Here is a 19,608-nt window from a genome sequence, read left to right on the forward strand (position 1 = left end):
GGAGTCGACAGATGCTACAACCTAAACGTACTAAGTTCCGTAAGGTTCAGACTGGTCGTAACCGTGGTCTAGCTAAAGGTACTGATGTAAGCTTCGGCGAATTCGGTCTTAAAGCTACTGGCCGTGGTCGTCTAACTGCTCGTCAAATCGAAGCGGCACGTCGTGCAATGACACGTCACGTTAAGCGTCAAGGTAAAATCTGGATCCGTGTGTTCCCAGACAAACCTATCACAGAAAAACCACTTGAAGTTCGTCAAGGTAAGGGTAAAGGTAACGTTGAGTACTGGGTAGCCCAAATCCAACCTGGTAAGGTTATGTACGAAATGGGTGGTGTACCTGAAGAATTGGCTCGTGAAGCGTTCCGCCTAGCGGCTCGTAAACTGCCATTCAAAACTACGTTTGTAACTAAGCAGGTGATGTGATGAAAGCACAAGATCTACGCGAAAAAAGCGTTGAAGAGCTTAACGCTGAGCTTTTGAATTTGCTACGTGAACAGTTCAACTTGCGCATGCAAGCTGCTACTGGTCAACTACAGCAAACTCATACTCTGAAAGCTGTACGTCGTGATATCGCACGTGTGAAAACCGTATTGACTGAGAAGGCAGGCGCATAATGAGCGACAAAATTCGTACTTCATTTGGTCGTGTAGTTAGCAACAAAGGCGATAAGTCTATCACTGTTGCTATCGAGCGCATGGTTAAACACCCAATTTACGGCAAGTTCGTAAAGCGCACGACTAAAGTTCACGCACATGACGAGAACAACGAGTGTGGCCTAGGCGATACTGTTGAAATTCGTGAGTGTCGTCCACTGTCTAAGACTAAGTCTTGGACTTTGGTAAAAGTTGTAGAAAAAGCGAAAGGCTAATCCCTTAGCTAGTTCTATGATATTAAACGGCTCCAAAATTATTTTGGGGCCGTTTATTTTTTGACTACCCAATCACAAAAAAGGGTGGTACAATTCGCGTCCCTTTTAAAGAGGCAGCCCGACCCGTGATGGGTCTAGTTATTAATATTTAGCGGAGCACTAACAATGATCCAAATGCAAAGTACACTTGACGCAGCTGATAACTCTGGCGCGCGCAAGGTAATGTGTATTAAGGTCCTGGGTGGCTCACACCGCCGTTATGCACATATCGGTGACGTTATCAAAGTTACTGTGAAGGAAGCAATTCCTCGCGGTAAAGTTAAAAAAGGTGACGTTCTGAAGGCGGTTGTTGTGCGCACTCGCAAAGGCGTTCGTCGTCCAGACGGTTCTGTCATTCGCTTCGACCGTAATGCTTGTGTGTTGTTGAACGACAATACTGAGCAACCAATCGGTACACGTATCTTTGGCCCTGTGACGCGTGAACTTCGTGGCGATAAGTTCATGAAGATCGTTTCACTGGCTCCAGAAGTTCTGTAAGGAGCACGTAGAAATGGCAGCTAAAATCCGTCGTAATGACGAAGTAATCGTTCTTGCTGGTAAAGACAAAGGCAAGAAAGGTAAAGTAACTAAGGTTCTAGCAACTGGTAAAGTTATCGTTGAAGGTATCAACCTTGTTAAGAAGCACCAAAAGCCGGTTCCGGCTCTAGGTCAACAAGGTGGCATCGTTGAACAAGAAGCAGCTATTGATGCTTCTAACGTTGCAATCTTTAACGCAGCTACTGGTAAAGCTGACCGTATCGGTTTCCGTTTTGAAGATGGTAAGAAAGTTCGTTTCTTTAAATCTAACAACGAAATCGTTTCTAACTAATAGAAGTAATTTGGAGTTCTACTATGGCGAAACTGCATGATTACTACAAGTCGTCTGTAGTCGCTGAACTGACCAAACAGTTTAGCTACACAAGCGTCATGCAAGTCCCTAGAATCGAGAAAATCACCCTAAACATGGGTGTTGGTGAAGCAATCAACGATAAGAAACTGCTAGAAAACGCAGCTGCTGATATGGCAACGATCTCTGGTCAAAAGCCACTTATCACTAAAGCGCGTAAATCTGTTGCAGGTTTCAAAATCCGCGAAGGCTACCCTATCGGTTGTAAAGTAACCTTGCGTGGCGAACGTATGTGGGATTTTCTTGAGCGTTTAATTAACATCGCTCTTCCACGTGTACGTGACTTCCGTGGCGTTAGCGCTAAGTCTTTTGACGGACGCGGTAACTACAGCATGGGCGTTCGCGAGCAAATCATCTTCCCGGAAATCGACTTTGATAAAGTTGATCGAGTACGCGGTCTAGACATCACTATTACGACGTCTGCTGGTACTGATGAGGAAGGCCGTGCTCTGCTGGCTGCCTTTAACTTCCCATTCCGTAAGTAAGGTGAAGGGTTACTGTTATGGCTAAAAATTCAATGAAAGCACGTGAAGCAAAACGTGCGAAGCTAGTAGCTAAGTTCGCTGAAAAGCGTTCTGCGCTTAAAGCTATCATCAGCGATGTAAACGCATCTGAAGAAGATCGTTGGAACGCAGTTCTTAAATTGCAATCTCTTCCACGTGATTCAAGTGCATCACGTCAGCGCAACCGTTGTAACCAAACTGGTCGTCCACACGGTTACCTACGTAAGTTCGGTCTAAGCCGTATCAAAGTTCGTGAAGCTTGCATGAAAGGCGAGATTCCTGGACTTCGTAAGGCTAGCTGGTAATTGCCACTTAATCATTTGGAGTAAATCATATGAGCATGCAAGATCCGATTTCGGATATGCTGACCCGCGTTCGTAACGGTCAGGCAGCAAACAAAGTTGCTGTTAAAATGCCTTCTTCAAAGCTTAAAGTTGCAATTGCTGCACTACTAAAAGCTGAAGGTTACATCACTGATTTCGCTGTAGAAGGCGAAGCAAAACCTGAGCTAGAAGTAACTCTTAAGTACTTCCAAGCTAAACCAGTAATCGAGCAACTTAAACGTGTTTCTCGTCCAGGTCTACGTGTTTACAAGAAGAAAGATCAACTTCCTTCTGTAATGGGTGGTCTTGGTGTTGCTATCGTTTCAACTTCCAAGGGTCTTATGTCAGACCGCGCTGCACGTAAAGCAGGTCTTGGTGGTGAAATCATCTGCTACGTAGCTTAATAGGAGTAGACTATGTCTCGTGTTGCTAAAGCACCTGTCGCTATTCCAGCTGGCGTAGAGGTGAAACTAAACGGCCAAGAAATCACTGTAAAAGGTGCTAAAGGCGAACTATCTCGCGTTCTTAACGCTGCGGTAGTTGTTGCTCAGGAAGAAAACAATCTTACTTTCGGTCCACGCGAAGGTGTTGCTAACGCATGGGCACAAGCAGGTACTGCTCGCGCTCTAGTTAACAACATGGTTGTTGGCGTTACTGAAGGCTTTACTAAGAAGCTAACCCTTAAGGGTGTTGGTTACCGTGCTGCTATCAAAGGCAACGCTGTAGGCCTAACTCTTGGCTTCTCTCACCCAGTTGAGCATGAATTGCCAGCGGGTATTAAAGCTGAGTGTCCAAGCCAAACTGAAATCGTGATCACTGGTTGTGACAAACAACTTGTTGGTCAGGTTGCGGCTGACATTCGTTCTTACCGTGAGCCTGAGCCTTATAAAGGTAAAGGTGTTCGTTACGCAGATGAAAATGTGCGTACTAAAGAAGCTAAGAAGAAGTAAGGTAACACTATGGATAAGAAAGCATCTCGCATCCGTCGTGCTACACGCGCACGTCGTAAGATTGCAGAACTGGGTGCAACTCGCCTAGTAGTACACCGTACTCCTCGTCACGTGTACGCTCAGGTTATCGCATCAAACGGCTCTGAGGTTATCGCAGCAGCTTCTACTGTAGAAAAAGCGATCCGTGAGCAAGTTAAGAACACTGGTAACATCGATGCAGCTAAAGCAGTAGGTAAAGCTGTTGCTGAGCGCGCTCTTGAAAAAGGCGTTGAGTCAGTTGCATTTGATCGTTCTGGTTTCCAATACCACGGTCGAGTGGCGGCGCTAGCAGAATCTGCTCGCGAAGCTGGTCTGAAATTCTAAGGTAGGGTTGGAAGATGGCTAAAGAACAACAAGTTCAAGCGAATGATTTGCAAGAAAAGCTAATCGCAGTTAACCGTGTATCTAAGACGGTTAAAGGTGGTCGAATCATGAGCTTTACTGCACTAACAGTAGTTGGTGACGGTAACGGTCGTGTAGGTTTCGGTTACGGCAAAGCCCGTGAAGTACCTGCAGCGATCCAAAAAGCAATGGAAAAAGCGCGTCGTAACATGACTACGATCGCTCTAAACGAAGGCACTCTTCACCACCCGGTGAAAGGTCGTCATTCGGGCTCTAAAGTTTACATGCAGCCTGCTGCTGAAGGTACTGGTGTTATCGCAGGTGGTGCGATGCGTGCAGTACTAGAAGTTGCTGGTGTACACAACGTACTATCTAAAGCATACGGTTCTACGAACCCTATCAACATCGTTCGTGCAACGATCGATGCACTAGGTAGCATGAAGTCGCCAGAAATGGTTGCTGCTAAACGTGGTCTAACTGTTGAATCTATTTCGGAGTAAGAACACCATGGCAACTATTAAAGTAACTCAAACTAAAAGCTCAATTGGTCGTCTACCTAAGCACAAAGCGTGTCTTAAAGGTCTAGGCCTTCGTAAAATCAACCACACAGTAGAACTTGAAGATACTCCGTGCGTACGCGGTATGATCAACAAGGTTTACTACATGGTTAAAGTTGAGGAGTAATCAGAATGCGTTTGAATACTCTATCACCAGCTGCTGGTGCTAAGACTGCTGCAAAGCGCGTTGGTCGTGGTATCGGTTCTGGCCTAGGTAAGACTGGTGGCCGTGGCCACAAAGGTCAAAAGTCACGTTCTGGCGGTTCAGTTCGTCCAGGTTTTGAAGGCGGTCAGATGCCTCTAAAACAACGTCTACCAAAATTCGGTTTCACTTCTCGTAAGAGCCTAGTGTCTGCTGAAGTTCGTCTAGCTGAGCTAGCGAAAGTAACTGGTGACGTAGTAGATCTAAACAGCCTTAAAGCTGCTAACGTTATCACTAAGAACATCGAATTTGTAAAAGTTGTTCTATCTGGTGAGCTTAACAAAGCAGTGACTGTAAAAGGTCTACGTGTGACTAAAGGCGCTAAAGCTGCAATCGAAGCTGCAGGCGGTAAAATCGAGGAATAATCTCGAGGAACGAGGTACAGATGGCTAAGAAACCAGGACAAGATTTTCGTAGTGCTCAGAGCGGCTTAAGTGAACTAAAGTCGCGCTTGTTATTCGTAATTGGTGCACTTTTAGTATTCCGAGCCGGCTCTTTCGTGCCGATTCCTGGTATTGACGCTGCTGTACTTGCCGAATTGTTCGACCAGCAAAAAGGTACCATCGTAGAAATGTTTAACATGTTCTCCGGTGGTGCTCTTGAGCGTGCATCTATATTAGCGTTGGGCATCATGCCGTATATTTCGGCATCTATTGTTGTCCAACTGCTAACTGTAGTTCATCCAGCGTTAGCTGAACTCAAAAAAGAGGGTGAAGCAGGCCGTCGTAAGATCAGCCAATATACACGCTACGGCACGCTTGTACTTGCAACATTCCAAGCTATTGGTATTGCAACTGGCTTACCAAACATGGTCGATAATCTGGTTGTTATCAACCAAACCATGTTTACGCTAATTGCTACCGTAAGTTTAGTAACCGGCACCATGTTCCTAATGTGGTTAGGTGAACAAATTACAGAGCGCGGAATCGGTAACGGTATTTCGTTACTAATCTTTGCAGGTATTGTTGCTGGATTGCCTTCTGCAATCGGTCAAACAATCGAGCAAGCGCGTCAAGGTGAATTGCATGTACTTCTTCTGCTGTTGATTGGTGTACTTGCTTTTGCAGTTATTTACTTCGTTGTTTTCATGGAGCGTGGTCAGCGTCGAATCGTTGTTAACTACGCGAAGCGTCAACAAGGTCGTAAAGTATTTGCTGCGCAAAGCACTCACTTGCCACTTAAAATTAATATGGCAGGTGTTATTCCAGCAATCTTCGCATCGAGCATTATCCTGTTCCCAGGGACATTGGCTCAGTGGTTTGGTCAGAACGGTGAGAGCAGCGCGTTCGGTTGGTTAACTGACGTGTCTTTGGCTCTTAGCCCAGGTCAACCTCTGTATGTAATGCTATATGCAGCAGCGATTATTTTCTTCTGTTTCTTCTACACGGCGTTGGTTTTCAACCCGCGTGAAACAGCAGATAACTTGAAGAAGTCCGGTGCATTCGTACCCGGCATCCGCCCAGGTGAGCAGACAGCTAAGTATATTGATAAAGTAATGACGCGTTTAACCTTAGCAGGTGCGTTATACATTACCTTTATCTGTCTGATTCCAGAGTTCATGATGGTCGCGTGGAACGTACGTTTCTACTTCGGCGGTACATCTCTACTAATCGTAGTGGTTGTTATCATGGACTTTATGGCACAGGTACAGACTCATCTGATGTCTCAACAGTATGATTCTGTGTTGAAGAAAGCAAATCTGAAAGGCTATGGCCGTTAATTCGGCGGTAGACTCAGATTTCATTTACGGAGTTTAGCAATGAAAGTTCGTGCTTCCGTTAAAAAAATCTGCCGTAACTGTAAAGTTATCAAGCGTAACGGTGTCGTTCGCGTGATTTGCAGTGAGCCAAAGCACAAGCAACGCCAAGGCTAATTAGCAGAAATTTTTACTTGTAATATAAGGTAGTGTCGAGTATATTCCTCGGCCTACCTTTTGCGTGCAAAAGAAGTAGTATTCCGCAGCGTATCCATAACGGGCTTTGCTGCGGCTAATTCTTTTATGAAACACTAGGAGTGAATAATGGCCCGTATAGCAGGCATTAACATTCCTGATCAAAAACATGCTGTGATTGCACTAACGTCAATCTACGGCATCGGTAAGACTCGCTCTCAAGCTATCCTAGCTGAAGTGGGTATTGCTGAAGATGTTAAGATCAGTGAACTATCTGAAGAGCAGATCGATCAACTGCGTGATGGTGTAGCTAAATACACTGTAGAGGGTGATCTACGTCGTGAAGTATCAATGAACATCAAGCGTCTTATGGACCTTGGCTGTTACCGTGGTCTTCGTCATCGTCGCAGTCTACCACTACGTGGACAGCGTACTAAAACCAATGCTCGCACCCGTAAGGGTCCGCGTAAGCCGATCAAGAAATAATCGGGAAGGTAGAGTACAATGGCTAAACAACCAACTCGCGCGCGTAAACGCGTTCGCAAACAAGTTGCAGACGGTGTTGCGCACATCCATGCTTCTTTCAACAACACAATCGTAACCATCACTGACCGTCAAGGTAATGCTCTTGCATGGGCAACTGCAGGTGGTTCAGGTTTCCGTGGTTCTCGTAAGTCTACTCCGTTCGCTGCACAGGTTGCTGCTGAGCGTTGTGCTGAAATGGCTAAAGAATACGGTCTAAAGAACTTGGAAGTTATGGTTAAGGGTCCAGGTCCAGGTCGTGAATCTACTGTTCGCGCACTGAACGCTGCTGGTTTCCGCATCACAAACATCGTTGATGCTACACCAATCCCTCATAACGGTTGTCGTCCACCTAAGAAACGTCGCGTATAACGTTTTTTAGATTACTGGAGAAAGATCATGGCAAGATATTTGGGTCCTAAGCTGAAGCTTAGCCGTCGCGAAGGTACTGACTTATTCCTTAAGTCTGGTGTACGCGCGATCGATACCAAGTGTAAAATTGATAACGCACCAGGTGTACACGGCGCTCGTCGCGGTCGTCTATCTGAGTATGGCGTTCAGCTTCGTGAGAAGCAAAAAGTTCGTCGTATGTACGGCGTTCTAGAAAAACAATTCCGTAACTACTACAAAGAAGCTGCACGTCTTAAAGGCAATACAGGTGAAAACCTGCTTCAGCTTCTTGAAGGTCGTCTTGATAACGTAGTTTACCGCATGGGCTTTGGCGCAACTCGCGCAGAAGCACGTCAGCTAGTTAGCCACAAAGCTATCCTAGTTAACGGTAAAGTTGTAAACATTCCTTCTTTCAAAGTTGCGGCTAATGACGTTGTATCTATCCGCGAGAAAGCTAAACAGCAATCTCGTATCAAGGCTGCTCTAGAAGTTGCTGATCAACGTGAAAAACCAACTTGGATTGAAGTAGATGGCGGTAAGATGGAAGGTACATTCAAGCGTATGCCTGAACGTTCAGATCTATCTGCTGATATCAACGAACAATTGATCGTCGAGCTTTACTCTAAGTAAGGTTTAAATTAAAGAGAGGACACAATGCAGGGTTCTGTAACAGAATTTCTTAAGCCACGTCTTGTTGACATCGAACAGGTTAGCACGACTCACGCAAAAGTAACTCTTGAGCCATTAGAGCGTGGTTTTGGCCATACTCTTGGTAATGCACTTCGCCGTATTCTTCTATCTTCTATGCCAGGTTGTGCTGTAACAGAAGTAGAAATCGAAGGCGTACTTCATGAGTACAGCACTAAAGAAGGCGTTCAAGAAGATATTCTTGAAATCCTACTTAACCTTAAGGGTTTAGCTGTACGTGTTGCCGAAGGCAAAGATGAAGTGTTCATTACTTTGAACAAATCAGGCTCGGGCCCTGTGGTTGCAGGTGACATCACCCATGATGGTGATGTAGAGATCGCTAACCCTGAACACGTTATTTGTCACCTAACAGATGACAACGCTGAGATCGCAATGCGCATCAAAGTTGAACGTGGTCGTGGTTATGTTCCGGCTTCGGCTCGTATCCATACTGAAGAAGATGAGCGTCCAATTGGTCGCCTACTGGTTGACGCTACGTACAGCCCAGTAGACAAGATTGCTTACTCTGTTGAAGCGGCTCGTGTAGAGCAGCGCACAGACTTAGACAAGCTTGTTATCGATATGGAAACGAACGGTACTCTAGACCCTGAGGAAGCAATCCGTCGTGCAGCTACTATCCTAGCTGAGCAATTGGATGCGTTCGTAGATCTACGTGATGTACGTGTACCTGAGGAGAAGGAAGAGAAGCCAGAATTCGATCCGATCCTACTGCGTCCTGTAGACGATCTTGAACTAACAGTTCGCTCTGCTAACTGTCTGAAAGCAGAAGCGATTCACTACATCGGTGATCTTGTACAGCGTACTGAGGTTGAGCTACTTAAAACGCCTAACCTGGGTAAAAAATCTCTTACAGAGATCAAAGACGTACTTGCATCACGTGGTCTTTCTCTTGGCATGCGCCTAGAAAACTGGCCACCAGCGTCTATCGCTGAAGATTAATCGATAAAGTTAGAAGGATTAGGTCATGCGCCATCGTAAGAGTGGTCGTCAACTCAACCGCAACAGCTCACATCGTAAAGCGATGTTTAGCAACATGGCTAGCTCTCTAGTACGTCATGAAGTTATCAAGACTACACTGCCAAAAGCAAAAGAGCTACGTCGCGTAGTTGAGCCTTTGATTACACTAGCTAAGACTGACAGCGTTGCTAACCGTCGTCTAGCATTTGCACGTACTCGTGACAACGAAGTAGTTGCAAAACTATTTAACGAACTAGGTCCACGTTTTGCTGCTCGTCAGGGCGGTTACACTCGTATCCTAAAAGCTGGTTTCCGTACTGGTGATAAAGCTCCAATGGCTTACATTGAGCTTGTAGATCGCCCAGCTGCTGAAGAAGCTGCTGAGTAATCAGGTTCGTAAGAACGAAAAAGCCGAGCATTAGCTCGGCTTTTTTGCGTCTGGAGATCAGGAACGGACTTCGTCCTGCGGGATAACTGGAACGCTGCGCTTATGGAAAACGGGATCGGGCTTCGCCCTTCTAGAGTGAGCGTCGACACAATGGTGAAAGAACCTTTGGAGCGAAAGTATTGACAGGACTTGTTCTCTGGAAGAGATAATAATCCAGCTCTCCAGCTCTCCAGCTCTCCAGCTCTCCAGCTCTCCAGCTCTCCAGCTCTCCAGCTCTCCAGCTCTCCAGCTCTCCAGCTCTCCAGCTCTCCAGCTCTCCAGCTCTCCAGCTCTCCAGCTCTCCAGCTCTCCAGCTCTCCAGCTCTCCAGCTCTCCAGCTCTCCAGCTCTCCAGCTCTCCAGCTCTCCAGCTTTTACTGCCAGATTGTACCTAAGCTGCCCAACAACCCGCTGCTTGCACCTTGGCTTTGCAATGCACTTAAGATGATAGGGGTGAAGGTTGAGATCAGAGAAGGGTCCATTCCTAATGCTGAAAACGCGCTCTTAACGGATTCGTTATTAGCAATCATGGTGCTTAAACCACTCGATTGAAGAGAGTCAAAACCAGGAATAAGGCTCGCCATCTCACTGGTTTCGCTGCCACTTAACGAGTTTTGCGCTAAGGCTAACATCGAACCGAGTCCGCCTATCGCTTGTTCAGAAGAAACATTGGCATTGCTTTGTAGGGCTGAAACTAAATCTGTCTCTGCTGCACCTTGCGCAGACCATGCTTGAACCGCTCCCATTAATGCTGCGTTGGCAATTGTCCCATAATTGCTTTCAGTCGTACTTGCCTGACCATCGCTTGAAGTACTTTGGCATCCTATTAAAGCAAGACTGGCTAAAGTCGCTACTGCTAATTTCTTGTACATTGTCTCTCCTTGTTTCAATAGTACCTATACGCGTTGTTCTGATAAGTATCATACATAAAAAACGGCGACACAATGGTCGCCGTTATACATGCTTAAATTTCTTAAGAAATTAAAGGATGTCTAGAAGTTCTACTTCAAATACTAGAGCAGCAAATGGAGGGATAGCAGCACCTGCGCCACGCTCACCGTATGCTAGGTCTTGTGGGATGTATAGTTTCCACTTAGAACCTACAGGCATTAGTTGAAGTGCTTCAACCCAACCTTTGATTACGCCAGTTACTGGGAACTCAGCAGGTTGACCGCGAGATACAGAGCTGTCGAAAACAGTACCGTCAGTTAGCTCACCGTGGTAGTGAACACGAACTTGCTTGTCAGAAGTTGGGATTTCGCCAGTACCTTCAGTGATGATTTCGTACTGTAGGCCAGACTCAAGAACAGTCACTTCTGGACGTAGAGCGTTGTCTTTTAGGAACGCTTCGCCGTCAGCTGCTGCTACTTTAGCTGCTTCTTGACGTGCTGCTTCAACGCGAGTGTGTAGCTCTTGTAGTGCGTTGTTGATCTCGTCGATTTCGATAGCTGGTTGCTCACCAACTAGTGCAGTTGCGATACCAGCAGCGATAGCGTCAACGTTTAGACCTTCAAGACCAGAACCAGCAAGTTGCTGACCCATTTGTAGACCGATACCGTAGCTAGCTTTCTGCTCTACAGTCTCAAATTTAACTTCAGACATGTTGTCTCTCTTTATATGGTGTATAAAGGGTAAAGGATACCAGTTATAGCTTTGTTATGAAACGGTCGAGCCTAGATAGTCTCTCGCCACATTGTGCGATTAAGATCGACTTTTAACGACATTTTATCGAAATTTAACTGGGCTATTACCTTCAATGCTTAAAAATCCTATACTCATAAGCGCTTGGTTTTTATACTTGTAGCGAAGGCCGTTTGGAGACAAGGTGCGATGAATCGCAGAAAGAAAAAGAAACAGCAGCAGGTGGATTACGTTGAATTGGCAAAAGCCAAGCTCAACCAGATTGATTGGCAGCAGATTAAGCAGACTATTCTAGATAAATGGAACTTGTTACCTAGGCTGCATCAACGTGCACTTATGGTGATTACTCCTTTGCTATTGGTGTTACTTGTTATCCCAATCCCTGAAGCTCAAACCGAAACAGAGCCGGCAGTTTCTTCTAACACTCAACGTGTCGAAGTTGATATCAATACCCGTAGTCTGAGTGAGCAAAAAAGCGCAGAGCAGGATTCACTCGTTTCTAAAGCTTGGAATGAGTATGAAGTTAAAAGTGGTGATACCTTAGCTCAAGTTTTTCGTAGTAACGGCTTAGCTATGGCTGACCTTAATGCCTTGGTAAAGGTCGAGGGTTCGGATAAGCCTTTGAGTAGAATTAAAAAAGGTCAGCTCGTGCGATTTAAACTAGCCGAAAACGGCCAGCTTGATATCTTACAGCTTGAAAAAAGCAATCAGTCCGTTATGTTCTTCCGACTTTCAGATGGCGGATTTGGTCGCAGTAAGTAATTGACTCTAAATAGTTTCAACACCGCTTTCCATGGCATTAGGGGAAGGATAATCATCACTATCCCTAATGCTGTTAGCCAATCTGGCACTTCATCAAACCACATCACACCAAACAGCGCGACAAACACTAACCCAGAATTTTCGGCCACTGCGATTGAGCTGGCTGGCGAGCGTTGGTAGGCCATCACCGCAAAACCATTGTAGGTCAGAATCAAGGCAGCACTGGCTAAGATTAGCAGTAAGTGGTTATTCGATATCGGCTGCCAGTAAAGCAGCGCCAGTATACCTGATACTGGCAGTGATAGGACTGATGTCCAAAACAGAGTACTGACGACCGTTTGCTGGCTAGGTAGCTTTCGTGCGCTTATGTTAAACAGGGCAAGAGTGAAGGTTGTTCCGAGTGCAAACAGGGCTGCCCAGTGAAACTCCGATGGCCTCAGCACCACCATCACTCCAGCAAATCCAAAAATGGTTGCCGCACTGCGTTGAAGTGTTGGTTTCTCTCCAAGTAACACAATCGCTAACGGCAGCATGAGTAAGGGGGCTGCATAGAATACTGCATTGGCCGTCGCCAAGGTTAAGTGGGTGATAGCGACAACCATGCATCCACTGCCAATTAAGATCAGATGCGCTCTGAGCAAATTTAACTTGGGACTGTACATCTTTCTTTGTGGCTGCGATTGTTTCCACCATAAAGGAAAAATAACCGCAGCAGAGAGTAATTGGCGAATGAAGATGTACTGAAAGGTTGATACCTCACCATCAAGCAGCTTCACAGCGACATCGGAAAGAGAAGCTGCGAAGTTGCCAATCACTAGCAGTAGGATAGCGACGTAGGTTGCAGAGAGAGCCAAGGCTACTTTTCCAATTTCATATCAATGTGTGGGATATCATCTTCTAAGTACATAGCGGATGTTTGAACAAAGCCGTGTCGTTGATAAAAAGAGGCTAAGTGTTCTTGTGCGCCAATTTCAATCGACTCACTGGGCCATAATGATTCACAATCTGCCAAGGCTTGTTGCAGTAGTTTATGACCTAAACCACCACCTCTATGACTTTCCTTAGTGGCAACACGACCAATACTCACTGACGGATAACTGATTCCTTTAGGTAACAAACGTGCGCAAGCTATTAGCTCATCATCTTGATAACCGAGTAGGTGGAAAACGCCCAATTGGTGGTCTTTATCATCCAGCTCTGGGTAAGGACAAGTTTGTTCGACGACGAAGACGTCGACTCGAAGTTTTAGCAGCGTATACAGTTGCTCTGTGGTGAGGTCGGAAAAAGGTTTGAGTTGCCAAGTAATCATTGTTTATCTGTCTTGCTGTTGTTGATATCGCCAATGTAGCAAGACAGTTTTCGATGGGCATTAACAATTGTTAACTTTGGCTGCGCTTTTTGATTCGGCTTAGGCTAATTGGAGTAATCCCAAGATACGCTGCGATCTGATAATCGTTGAGGCGTTCAAGTAAGTTAGGGTAATGCTGGCAGAAAAGTTCATAACGCTCTTCTGGGCTGTAGAGCAACATAAAGCGTTCTTTGTTTTCTTTATACATCAGCTGAGTTTCAAGCAGCTTGAGGTAAATACTGTGTTTTTGCTCGCGCCATACCCGTAAGGTCTCAATAGGTAGAGAGAGCAAGGTGCACTGGGTTAGAGACTCAAGCAAGTAAGGGGAGGGTTGTTGGTTGACCAAGCTTTCAAAACCGATGATCCAGTCATTCTCCCAATAGAACTCTTTACTGAACTCTTTGCCTTTATCGGTTAGATACGCCGAGTGGCACATTCCATCTAACAAAAAGAAAATCTCTTCAGCGACTTCCCCTTGATGTAACAGAATATGGCGAGTAGGCAGTTCAATCAATTGCGCTGATTGAGTGAGTTGTTCTATTTCAGGTTGCGTGAATCCGTTTTGTGACAGTTGCTGATGGAAAGCGTCAAACATAATGGCAAAAATCTTACGTAGATGAAGAGCGGTCATTTTAAGATAAACGTTAACCAATAAAAAAGCCGCAATTTTCATTGCGGCTTTCAGTTAGTTTAATGAAGTGTTACTTCTGTAGGTCGATTTGGTAAACACCAAAGCCAACATCATCCGTCGCGACACGTTTCATTGGGTACTGACCTTTCGCTTCAATGAATTTCGCTGCTTTTTCACTTGGTGATGTTTCAAAGCGGATATCAAGTTTGTTGTCTGACTTGATTGGAGCGAATGACCAGTTGTTGTCAGCGCTTGGCGTTACTTCACCTTTCTCTTGGCTTACACGAGTGATGTACGCTGCGATAACTGAACGGTTTTCATCTGGAGAATCAAATGCGACAAACTCAGCGCCTGTTCCTGGGAACTTGTTGCTGTATGCGCGGTAGTTGTTGGTTGCGATGATGAAATCTTGCTTCATATCGATTGGCTTACCTTGGTAAGTCAGGCCAACAATACGCTCGGCATCTTGGTTAACGACTTTACAGTTACCATCGTATTTCGCTGGTTGAGTGACGTCGATTTGGTAGTTTACACCGTCGATAACATCGAAGTTGTAAGTGCGGAAGCCATCCCAGTCGATAAGTTGCTGTGGTGCAGTGCTGTTGACGTCGATTTGCTTAAACTGTCCAGCGGTACACTCTAACCACTCTTTGACTTCTTTACCGGTGACCTTCATCGCTACTAGCGTGTTCGGGTACAGGTATAGGTCTGCTGCGTTACGGAAGGTTAGCTGACCAGATTCAACTTCAGTGAAGTTTGCAGGATCATTCTTACGACCACCCGCTTTGAATGGCGCTGCCGCAGAAAGTACTGGAATATCAGAGAGATCTGGGTCACCCTGAATGAAGCGCTCAACATAATCTTTTTGCGCTAGGTTGACGATTTGAACCGTAGGATCATCCTGAACGAGAGCTAAGAAGCTGTACATGACGTCATTCGCTTTACCAATCGGTTGGTTAACGAAATCGCGAGTACCTTTGTGGTCAGCTTCAAGTGCTTCGACCATCTCTTTATCTGCTTCAGCCAGTGACTTCTTGTTTACTTTGTCGAAGATTGGGCGTGCTTCTGATTGGCCATTAACCACAACCCATTTGCCATCTTTCTCTTTAAGTTCTAGATCGATAACACCAACATGGCTACCCCAGCGGCCTGGCATTACTGAGGCTACGCCATTGATTGTGCCTTTTTGGTTATCAACGCCTTGAATATTGTCGAAGCCTTTACCTGGGAATACCGCATGCGAGTGACCAAATGCAATTGCGTCAATACCTTCAACTTCAGCTAAGTAGTATGTAGAGTTTTCAGCGCCATGTTTGTATGGGTCTGCTGCTACACCTGAGTGAGGAATCGCAACGATAACGTCGGCACCCTCTTTTTTCATCTGTGGAACAAGCTCTTCCGCTGTTTCCTTGATGTCTTTAGCGAACACCTTACCTTCTAGGTTCTTCTTATCCCAAACCATGATCTGTGGTGGAACAAATCCGATGTAACCTACTTTGATTTCATGCTCAACGCCGTCAACGTCTTTGAATTTGTGAGACTTAATTATGTATGGCTTAAAGTAGTGCTCACCGGTTTTTTGATCAAATACGTTAGCGCTGATGTAAGGGAAGTCTGCATCGTTGATGGTTTCAGCTAGGAACTCAAGGCCGTAGTTGAATTCATGGTTACCAATGTTGCCCACATCGTAGTCTAGTTGGTTCATCGCTTTGTACACTGGGTGTACTTCACCAACTTTGATGCCTTTAGCTGCCATGTAGTCACCCATTGGGCTACCTTGGATTAAGTCACCGTTATCAACCAGAACACTGTTCTCAACTTCAGCGCGAGCCTGTTTTACTAAAGTAGCAGCACGAGTCAGACCAATCTTTTGCGATGGCTTATCTTTGTAGTAGTCATAATCCATGACATTAGTGTGAATATCAGTTGTTTCGACAATACGAAGTTTGATCGTATCTGCCATTGCTGGGCCTGCCATGGTTAACATGCCACCCAGTACAGCAAGAGATAGGGGTTTCACTGCTACTTTCATTTTTTGATGCTCCGATAGCGTTTAGTAAGACGCTGCATAATGTAACAAAATGAAATGAAACAATGATTTCATTGAAAGACAAAGTGTGATGTTGAGCAATTACTTTATAGCGTTCTGCTGAGAATATCTCAAAACCGAACAAAGCTTGAACAATCTTAAAATATTCGCTTATCAGGAATTGATATAAAAAATGAAATTTTAGAATTTCAGGTAATATAACTAGAGCGCCATAATGCCTTCATAGATTAGGTAAGGGTGACATTATGGCGAGCAAGGATAAGATTTCTCAATTTCCTCTGAGCAATCAGCACGCACAGCGTAGTAAGCAAGCAGATCTCAATACAGTGGGTCAGAGTCTGCTCGGTAAAGGTGAAGTTGCACTTGTTGGCGCAGGTCCGGGTGATGTAGAACTTCTGACCTTGAAAGCGCTGCGTTTCCTTCAGCAAGCTGATGTTGTGCTTTATGACTACCTAGTATCGGATGACATCATCTCTTTGGTGCCAAGCGATACCATCTTAGTGTGTGTCGGTAAACGTGCCGGTCACCACAGTGTTCCTCAAGAAAAAACCAATCAGCTACTACTCGACTTCGCGCTGCAAGGTCACCGCGTGGTACGCATAAAAGGTGGTGATCCGTTTATCTTTGGTCGTGGTGGAGAAGAGCTAGAAGTCCTTGCGGATGCAGGCGTCTCTTTCCATGTCGTACCTGGTATCACAGCCGCAGCTGGCGCAACTGCTTATGCGGGTATTCCCCTCACTCATCGCGACTATGCTCAGTCAGCAATGTTTATCACGGGTCATTTAAAAGCCGAAAGCGATCAGATGGATTGGTCGACGTTAGCGCGCGGTAATCAGACTCTAGTGATCTACATGGGTTTGATGAAGTCGGAATACATCCAAAGCCAACTGATTGAACATGGTCGTCAGCCAGAAACACCCATCGCGATCATTGAGCGCGGTACGCACAGCAAACAGAAAGTATTCAAAGGTCAGCTCAATGAGCTTGCTGATCTCGCAAAAGACGCTCAGTCACCTTCACTTATCGTCGTTGGTGAAGTGGTGGCATTGTCCGAAAAGCTTGCATGGTTTGAACCCCAAGCAGAACAAGTCACCGCTCAGCGTCAGTCAGCCTAACGCCATTTTAACTAGATTAGCCATAGGCTCAATGAGCCATAAAGGAAGCAATTAACATGGATCAAGAACGTTTAACCCATCTTAAGCAGCTTGAAGCGGAGAGTATTCACATCATTCGTGAAGTTGCCGCTGAGTTCGATAACCCAGTGATGATGTATTCAATTGGTAAAGACTCATCTGTCATGCTGCATTTGGCACGTAAAGCTTTTTACCCAGGTAAAATTCCTTTCCCGCTACTTCATGTCGATACCGACTGGAAGTTTAAGGAAATGATTAAGTTCCGTGACCGTACTGCTGAGAAATACGGCTTTGAGCTTTTGGTTCATAAGAACCCAGAAGGTCTTGCGATGGGATGTAGCCCATTCACACATGGCTCATCTAAGCATACTGACATCATGAAAACTCAAGGTCTTAAACAAGCTTTGAACAAGTATGGTTTTGATGCGGCTTTTGGTGGCGCACGCCGTGATGAAGAGAAATCTCGTGCGAAAGAGCGTGTTTACTCTTTCCGTGACAAGAACCATACGTGGGATCCAAAGAATCAGCGTCCTGAGTTATGGCGTACTTACAACGGCCAAATCAATAAAGGTGAGAGCATTCGTGTCTTCCCACTTTCAAACTGGACTGAGTTAGATATCTGGCAATACATCTACCTAGAGAACATCGAGATCGTGCCACTTTACCTAGCCGATAAGCGCCCAGTTGTTGAACGTGATGGCATGCTGATCATGGTGGACGATGAGCGTATGGAGCTTCAACCAGGTGAAAAAATCGAAGAGAAAAGCGTTCGCTTCAGAACACTTGGTTGTTACCCACTGACTGGTGCGATTGAATCTGAAGCCAATACGCTCACAGGCATTATTGAAGAGATGTTAGTTGCGACGTCCAGTGAACGACAAGGTAGAGCGATCGACCACGATCAGTCTGGATCGATGGAACTTAAGAAACGCCAAGGTTACTTCTAATTAGGATCTAAGGAAAGAACATGAATAGCGCAGTTGAAGCTCAGCTTGAAGAGCTTGGTATTGAAGGATACCTAAAACAACACCAATACAAATCACTACTTAGATTCCTCACTTGTGGTTCAGTAGATGATGGTAAAAGTACCTTGATCGGTCGCTTACTGCATGACTCTAAGCAAATTTATGAAGATCAATTAGCAGCCGTTCACAACGACAGCCAACGCGTTGGTACTACCGGAGAGCGTCCAGATCTTGCTTTGCTTGTCGATGGACTTCAGGCTGAGCGAGAGCAAGGGATCACAATCGATGTAGCTTACCGTTACTTCTCAACACAGAAACGTAAGTTCATCATTGCAGATACTCCAGGGCACGAGCAGTACACGCGTAATATGGCAACAGGGGCATCGACCTGTGATCTCGCAGTGATCTTGATTGATGCACGTAAAGGCGTACTGGATCAAACTCGCCGTCACTCATTTATCTCAAACCTACTTGGTCTTAAGCACTTTGTGGTTGCGGTAAACAAAATGGATCTTGTTGACTATTCGCAGCAGCGTTTTGAAGAGATTCGCGATGAGTATCTTGAGTTCTCCAAAAACCTGCAAGGCGAAACCGATATTCAAATCATCCCGCTTTCTGCACTTGAAGGGGATAACGTTGTTGAGCCTAGCCCGAAAATGGCTTGGTTCGAAGGCTCGCCGTTACTTGAGATTCTAGAAAACGTGGATGTTGACCAAGATAAAGAAATTGGTGAGTTCCGTTTCCCTGTCCAATACGTTAACCGTCCGAATCTAGATTTCCGTGGCTTTGCTGGCACGATTGCTTCCGGTAGCGTCAAAGTGGGTGATGAAGTTAAGGCGTTGCCTTCAGGTAAAACGTCGAAAGTTGCACGTATCGTCACTTTTGACGGTGACCTTGAACAAGCTCAGGCAGGACTAGCCGTCACGTTAACGCTTGAAGATGAGATTGATATCAGCCGTGGTGATTTGATTGTGCTAGAGAATGCGCAAGTTGAGTCGAGTAACCACTTGCTTGCTGATGTCGTGTGGATGACAGAGCAACCACTTCAGCCAGGCCGTGATTATGACGTGAAGATTGCTGGTAAGAAAACGGTCGGTCATGTCGAGGCGATTCGCCACCAATATGACATCAACAATCTATCAACGCACAGCGCAGTTGAGTTACCTCTTAATGGTATCGGCTTGTGTGAGTGGACTTTAACTGAGTCTGTTGCGCTTGATGACTATCTTGCTAGCCAAGACACTGGTGGTTTCATCATCATCGATCGCCTAACCAATGTAACGGTCGGTGCAGGTCTTGTGCGCGAAAGTCTATCAAGTGTTGAAGTGAAAAACTCTGATATCTCTGCATTTGAACTAGAGCTGAATGCCTTAGTTCGCAAGCACTTCCCACACTGGGAAGCAAAAGATATTAGTCAGCTACTTAAATAGCTGATTGCTAGAGTAGGGAAGCGTT

General features: G+C 45.5%; 30 protein-coding genes. 24 read left to right on the forward strand and 6 right to left on the reverse strand.

Translation table 11 applies throughout. The annotated features are described in order from the left end of the window. Window positions 1-11 precede the first annotated feature (11 nt). The 20 genes from rplP to rplQ all read left to right on the forward strand — a co-directional run bounded on the left by rplP (window position 12) and on the right by rplQ (window position 9,585). Window positions 12-422, forward strand: coding sequence for a 50S ribosomal protein L16 (rplP, locus tag IX91_RS01180; RefSeq protein ID WP_004410459.1), 411 nt, complete (start codon window positions 12-14; stop codon window positions 420-422). Next, window positions 422-613, forward strand: a complete 192-nt coding sequence (rpmC, locus tag IX91_RS01185; RefSeq protein ID WP_004410456.1) for a 50S ribosomal protein L29 — start codon at window positions 422-424, stop codon at window positions 611-613. Before rplP ends, rpmC begins: the two co-directional genes overlap by 1 nt. Next, window positions 613-867, forward strand: coding sequence for a 30S ribosomal protein S17 (gene rpsQ, locus IX91_RS01190; RefSeq protein ID WP_004745881.1), 255 nt, complete (start codon window positions 613-615; stop codon window positions 865-867). Before rpmC ends, rpsQ begins: the two co-directional genes overlap by 1 nt. Window positions 868-1,032: 165 nt before the next feature. Further along, window positions 1,033-1,404 carry a 50S ribosomal protein L14 gene (gene rplN / locus IX91_RS01195; protein WP_004745883.1) on the forward strand — a complete coding sequence of 124 codons (372 nt, stop codon included), beginning with the start codon at window positions 1,033-1,035 and terminating at the stop codon, window positions 1,402-1,404. A gap of 13 nt (window positions 1,405-1,417) precedes the next feature. Then, a complete protein-coding gene (gene rplX, locus IX91_RS01200; RefSeq protein WP_004745885.1) occupies window positions 1,418-1,735 on the forward strand; it encodes a 50S ribosomal protein L24 in 318 nt (105 codons plus the stop codon). A 23-nt stretch (window positions 1,736-1,758) separates the two neighbouring features. Further along, window positions 1,759-2,298, forward strand: a complete 540-nt coding sequence (gene rplE / locus IX91_RS01205) for a 50S ribosomal protein L5 (protein ID WP_004745887.1) — start codon at window positions 1,759-1,761, stop codon at window positions 2,296-2,298. Window positions 2,299-2,315: 17 nt separating this feature from the next. Continuing rightward, a complete protein-coding gene (gene rpsN / locus IX91_RS01210; protein ID WP_004745888.1) occupies window positions 2,316-2,621 on the forward strand; it encodes a 30S ribosomal protein S14 in 306 nt (101 codons plus the stop codon). Window positions 2,622-2,650: 29 nt separating this feature from the next. Next, window positions 2,651-3,043, forward strand: a complete 393-nt coding sequence (rpsH, locus tag IX91_RS01215; RefSeq protein WP_004745890.1) for a 30S ribosomal protein S8 — start codon at window positions 2,651-2,653, stop codon at window positions 3,041-3,043. Between the two features lie 12 nt (window positions 3,044-3,055). Next, the gene (gene rplF / locus IX91_RS01220; protein ID WP_004745892.1) at window positions 3,056-3,589 is read left to right on the forward strand and encodes a 50S ribosomal protein L6; all 534 of its coding nucleotides are present in this window, start codon (window positions 3,056-3,058) and stop codon (window positions 3,587-3,589) included. A 9-nt stretch (window positions 3,590-3,598) separates the two neighbouring features. Beyond that, window positions 3,599-3,952, forward strand: coding sequence for a 50S ribosomal protein L18 (gene rplR / locus IX91_RS01225; protein WP_004745893.1), 354 nt, complete (start codon window positions 3,599-3,601; stop codon window positions 3,950-3,952). Between the two features lie 14 nt (window positions 3,953-3,966). Beyond that, on the forward strand, window positions 3,967-4,470 hold the full coding sequence (gene rpsE / locus IX91_RS01230) for a 30S ribosomal protein S5 (RefSeq protein ID WP_004745894.1): 504 nt from the start codon (window positions 3,967-3,969) through the stop codon (window positions 4,468-4,470). 7 nt (window positions 4,471-4,477) lie between these two features. After that, window positions 4,478-4,654 carry a 50S ribosomal protein L30 gene (rpmD, locus tag IX91_RS01235; protein WP_004410429.1) on the forward strand — a complete coding sequence of 59 codons (177 nt, stop codon included), beginning with the start codon at window positions 4,478-4,480 and terminating at the stop codon, window positions 4,652-4,654. A gap of 5 nt (window positions 4,655-4,659) precedes the next feature. After that, the gene (gene rplO, locus IX91_RS01240) at window positions 4,660-5,094 is read left to right on the forward strand and encodes a 50S ribosomal protein L15 (protein WP_004745896.1); all 435 of its coding nucleotides are present in this window, start codon (window positions 4,660-4,662) and stop codon (window positions 5,092-5,094) included. A 20-nt stretch (window positions 5,095-5,114) separates the two neighbouring features. Continuing rightward, window positions 5,115-6,449: a preprotein translocase subunit SecY gene (secY, locus tag IX91_RS01245; protein ID WP_004745898.1), complete on the forward strand. Its 1,335-nt coding sequence runs from the start codon at window positions 5,115-5,117 to the stop codon at window positions 6,447-6,449. Window positions 6,450-6,488: 39 nt separating this feature from the next. Then, complete coding sequence (gene rpmJ, locus IX91_RS01250) at window positions 6,489-6,602, forward strand: 50S ribosomal protein L36 (RefSeq protein ID WP_000868186.1); 114 nt, start codon at window positions 6,489-6,491, stop codon at window positions 6,600-6,602. Window positions 6,603-6,749: 147 nt separating this feature from the next. Next, window positions 6,750-7,106 (forward strand): 30S ribosomal protein S13, encoded by a 357-nt coding sequence (rpsM, locus tag IX91_RS01255; protein WP_004410414.1) that lies wholly within the window; start codon window positions 6,750-6,752, stop codon window positions 7,104-7,106. A gap of 18 nt (window positions 7,107-7,124) precedes the next feature. Continuing rightward, window positions 7,125-7,514 (forward strand): 30S ribosomal protein S11, encoded by a 390-nt coding sequence (gene rpsK, locus IX91_RS01260; RefSeq protein WP_001118870.1) that lies wholly within the window; start codon window positions 7,125-7,127, stop codon window positions 7,512-7,514. A gap of 27 nt (window positions 7,515-7,541) precedes the next feature. Then, window positions 7,542-8,162: a 30S ribosomal protein S4 gene (rpsD, locus tag IX91_RS01265; protein ID WP_004745900.1), complete on the forward strand. Its 621-nt coding sequence runs from the start codon at window positions 7,542-7,544 to the stop codon at window positions 8,160-8,162. Between the two features lie 24 nt (window positions 8,163-8,186). Continuing rightward, window positions 8,187-9,179, forward strand: coding sequence for a DNA-directed RNA polymerase subunit alpha (locus tag IX91_RS01270; RefSeq protein ID WP_004410407.1), 993 nt, complete (start codon window positions 8,187-8,189; stop codon window positions 9,177-9,179). Window positions 9,180-9,204: 25 nt separating this feature from the next. Then, a complete protein-coding gene (rplQ, locus tag IX91_RS01275; protein WP_004410405.1) occupies window positions 9,205-9,585 on the forward strand; it encodes a 50S ribosomal protein L17 in 381 nt (126 codons plus the stop codon). Between the two features lie 412 nt (window positions 9,586-9,997). Here rplQ and IX91_RS01280 read toward each other — a convergent pair whose 3' ends face one another. Both IX91_RS01280 and IX91_RS01285 read right to left on the reverse strand, forming a co-directional pair. Continuing rightward, window positions 9,998-10,495, reverse strand: coding sequence for a DUF2780 domain-containing protein (locus tag IX91_RS01280; protein ID WP_004749438.1), 498 nt, complete (start codon window positions 10,493-10,495; stop codon window positions 9,998-10,000). Between the two features lie 109 nt (window positions 10,496-10,604). Beyond that, on the reverse strand, window positions 10,605-11,225 hold the full coding sequence (locus tag IX91_RS01285; RefSeq protein WP_004748314.1) for an FKBP-type peptidyl-prolyl cis-trans isomerase: 621 nt from the start codon (window positions 11,223-11,225) through the stop codon (window positions 10,605-10,607). 228 nt (window positions 11,226-11,453) lie between these two features. On the opposite strand from IX91_RS01285, the gene IX91_RS01290 reads away from it, so the two are divergent. After that, window positions 11,454-12,026: a LysM-like peptidoglycan-binding domain-containing protein gene (locus IX91_RS01290; protein ID WP_004748313.1), complete on the forward strand. Its 573-nt coding sequence runs from the start codon at window positions 11,454-11,456 to the stop codon at window positions 12,024-12,026. Here IX91_RS01290 and IX91_RS01295 read toward each other — a convergent pair. From IX91_RS01295 to cpdB, 4 genes are all read right to left on the reverse strand, one after another. Then, complete coding sequence (locus IX91_RS01295; RefSeq protein ID WP_071881242.1) at window positions 11,972-12,880, reverse strand: DMT family transporter; 909 nt, start codon at window positions 12,878-12,880, stop codon at window positions 11,972-11,974. The genes IX91_RS01290 and IX91_RS01295 overlap by 55 nt on opposite strands. A 2-nt stretch (window positions 12,881-12,882) precedes the next feature. Beyond that, window positions 12,883-13,335, reverse strand: a complete 453-nt coding sequence (locus tag IX91_RS01300; protein ID WP_004748309.1) for a GNAT family N-acetyltransferase — start codon at window positions 13,333-13,335, stop codon at window positions 12,883-12,885. Window positions 13,336-13,405: 70 nt separating this feature from the next. Then, complete coding sequence (locus tag IX91_RS01305; RefSeq protein WP_004748307.1) at window positions 13,406-13,969, reverse strand: Crp/Fnr family transcriptional regulator; 564 nt, start codon at window positions 13,967-13,969, stop codon at window positions 13,406-13,408. Between the two features lie 106 nt (window positions 13,970-14,075). Further along, entirely contained in the window at window positions 14,076-16,037 is a 1,962-nt protein-coding gene (gene cpdB / locus IX91_RS01310; protein WP_004748305.1) for a 2',3'-cyclic-nucleotide 2'-phosphodiesterase, read from the reverse strand. A 263-nt stretch (window positions 16,038-16,300) separates the two neighbouring features. Here cpdB and cobA point away from each other — a divergent pair, with 263 nt between their 5' ends. The 3 genes from cobA to cysN are packed head-to-tail and all read left to right on the forward strand — an operon-like array spanning window position 16,301 to window position 19,583. Continuing rightward, the gene (gene cobA / locus IX91_RS01315) at window positions 16,301-17,170 is read left to right on the forward strand and encodes a uroporphyrinogen-III C-methyltransferase (RefSeq protein WP_004748304.1); all 870 of its coding nucleotides are present in this window, start codon (window positions 16,301-16,303) and stop codon (window positions 17,168-17,170) included. Between the two features lie 56 nt (window positions 17,171-17,226). Next, on the forward strand, window positions 17,227-18,135 hold the full coding sequence (gene cysD, locus IX91_RS01320; protein ID WP_004748302.1) for a sulfate adenylyltransferase subunit CysD: 909 nt from the start codon (window positions 17,227-17,229) through the stop codon (window positions 18,133-18,135). A 20-nt stretch (window positions 18,136-18,155) separates the two neighbouring features. Continuing rightward, window positions 18,156-19,583 (forward strand): sulfate adenylyltransferase subunit CysN, encoded by a 1,428-nt coding sequence (gene cysN / locus IX91_RS01325; protein ID WP_004748301.1) that lies wholly within the window; start codon window positions 18,156-18,158, stop codon window positions 19,581-19,583. Window positions 19,584-19,608: the final 25 nt, after the last annotated feature.

The organism is Vibrio tubiashii ATCC 19109, from assembly GCF_000772105.1.
Classification (GTDB): domain Bacteria; phylum Pseudomonadota; class Gammaproteobacteria; order Enterobacterales; family Vibrionaceae; genus Vibrio; species Vibrio tubiashii.

Bases quoted from the DNA above. Each gene is read 5' to 3' on its own strand.
- rplP (WP_004410459.1), top strand. From the start codon at position 12: ATGCTACAACCTAAACGTACTAAGTTCCGTAAGGTTCAGACTGGTCGT.
- rpmC (WP_004410456.1), top strand. From the start codon at position 422: ATGAAAGCACAAGATCTACGCGAAAAAAGCGTTGAAGAGCTTAACGCT.
- rpsQ (WP_004745881.1), top strand. From the start codon at position 613: ATGAGCGACAAAATTCGTACTTCATTTGGTCGTGTAGTTAGCAACAAA.
- rplN (WP_004745883.1), top strand. From the start codon at position 1,033: ATGATCCAAATGCAAAGTACACTTGACGCAGCTGATAACTCTGGCGCG.
- rplX (WP_004745885.1), top strand. From the start codon at position 1,418: ATGGCAGCTAAAATCCGTCGTAATGACGAAGTAATCGTTCTTGCTGGT.
- rplE (WP_004745887.1), top strand. From the start codon at position 1,759: ATGGCGAAACTGCATGATTACTACAAGTCGTCTGTAGTCGCTGAACTG.
- rpsN (WP_004745888.1), top strand. From the start codon at position 2,316: ATGGCTAAAAATTCAATGAAAGCACGTGAAGCAAAACGTGCGAAGCTA.
- rpsH (WP_004745890.1), top strand. From the start codon at position 2,651: ATGAGCATGCAAGATCCGATTTCGGATATGCTGACCCGCGTTCGTAAC.
- rplF (WP_004745892.1), top strand. From the start codon at position 3,056: ATGTCTCGTGTTGCTAAAGCACCTGTCGCTATTCCAGCTGGCGTAGAG.
- rplR (WP_004745893.1), top strand. From the start codon at position 3,599: ATGGATAAGAAAGCATCTCGCATCCGTCGTGCTACACGCGCACGTCGT.
- rpsE (WP_004745894.1), top strand. From the start codon at position 3,967: ATGGCTAAAGAACAACAAGTTCAAGCGAATGATTTGCAAGAAAAGCTA.
- rpmD (WP_004410429.1), top strand. From the start codon at position 4,478: ATGGCAACTATTAAAGTAACTCAAACTAAAAGCTCAATTGGTCGTCTA.
- rplO (WP_004745896.1), top strand. From the start codon at position 4,660: ATGCGTTTGAATACTCTATCACCAGCTGCTGGTGCTAAGACTGCTGCA.
- secY (WP_004745898.1), top strand. From the start codon at position 5,115: ATGGCTAAGAAACCAGGACAAGATTTTCGTAGTGCTCAGAGCGGCTTA.
- rpmJ (WP_000868186.1), top strand. From the start codon at position 6,489: ATGAAAGTTCGTGCTTCCGTTAAAAAAATCTGCCGTAACTGTAAAGTT.
- rpsM (WP_004410414.1), top strand. From the start codon at position 6,750: ATGGCCCGTATAGCAGGCATTAACATTCCTGATCAAAAACATGCTGTG.
- rpsK (WP_001118870.1), top strand. From the start codon at position 7,125: ATGGCTAAACAACCAACTCGCGCGCGTAAACGCGTTCGCAAACAAGTT.
- rpsD (WP_004745900.1), top strand. From the start codon at position 7,542: ATGGCAAGATATTTGGGTCCTAAGCTGAAGCTTAGCCGTCGCGAAGGT.
- IX91_RS01270 (WP_004410407.1), top strand. From the start codon at position 8,187: ATGCAGGGTTCTGTAACAGAATTTCTTAAGCCACGTCTTGTTGACATC.
- rplQ (WP_004410405.1), top strand. From the start codon at position 9,205: ATGCGCCATCGTAAGAGTGGTCGTCAACTCAACCGCAACAGCTCACAT.
- IX91_RS01280 (WP_004749438.1), bottom strand. From the start codon at position 10,495: ATGTACAAGAAATTAGCAGTAGCGACTTTAGCCAGTCTTGCTTTAATA.
- IX91_RS01285 (WP_004748314.1), bottom strand. From the start codon at position 11,225: ATGTCTGAAGTTAAATTTGAGACTGTAGAGCAGAAAGCTAGCTACGGT.
- IX91_RS01290 (WP_004748313.1), top strand. From the start codon at position 11,454: ATGAATCGCAGAAAGAAAAAGAAACAGCAGCAGGTGGATTACGTTGAA.
- IX91_RS01300 (WP_004748309.1), bottom strand. From the start codon at position 13,335: ATGATTACTTGGCAACTCAAACCTTTTTCCGACCTCACCACAGAGCAA.
- IX91_RS01305 (WP_004748307.1), bottom strand. From the start codon at position 13,969: ATGTTTGACGCTTTCCATCAGCAACTGTCACAAAACGGATTCACGCAA.
- cpdB (WP_004748305.1), bottom strand. From the start codon at position 16,037: ATGAAAGTAGCAGTGAAACCCCTATCTCTTGCTGTACTGGGTGGCATG.
- cobA (WP_004748304.1), top strand. From the start codon at position 16,301: ATGGCGAGCAAGGATAAGATTTCTCAATTTCCTCTGAGCAATCAGCAC.
- cysD (WP_004748302.1), top strand. From the start codon at position 17,227: ATGGATCAAGAACGTTTAACCCATCTTAAGCAGCTTGAAGCGGAGAGT.
- cysN (WP_004748301.1), top strand. From the start codon at position 18,156: ATGAATAGCGCAGTTGAAGCTCAGCTTGAAGAGCTTGGTATTGAAGGA.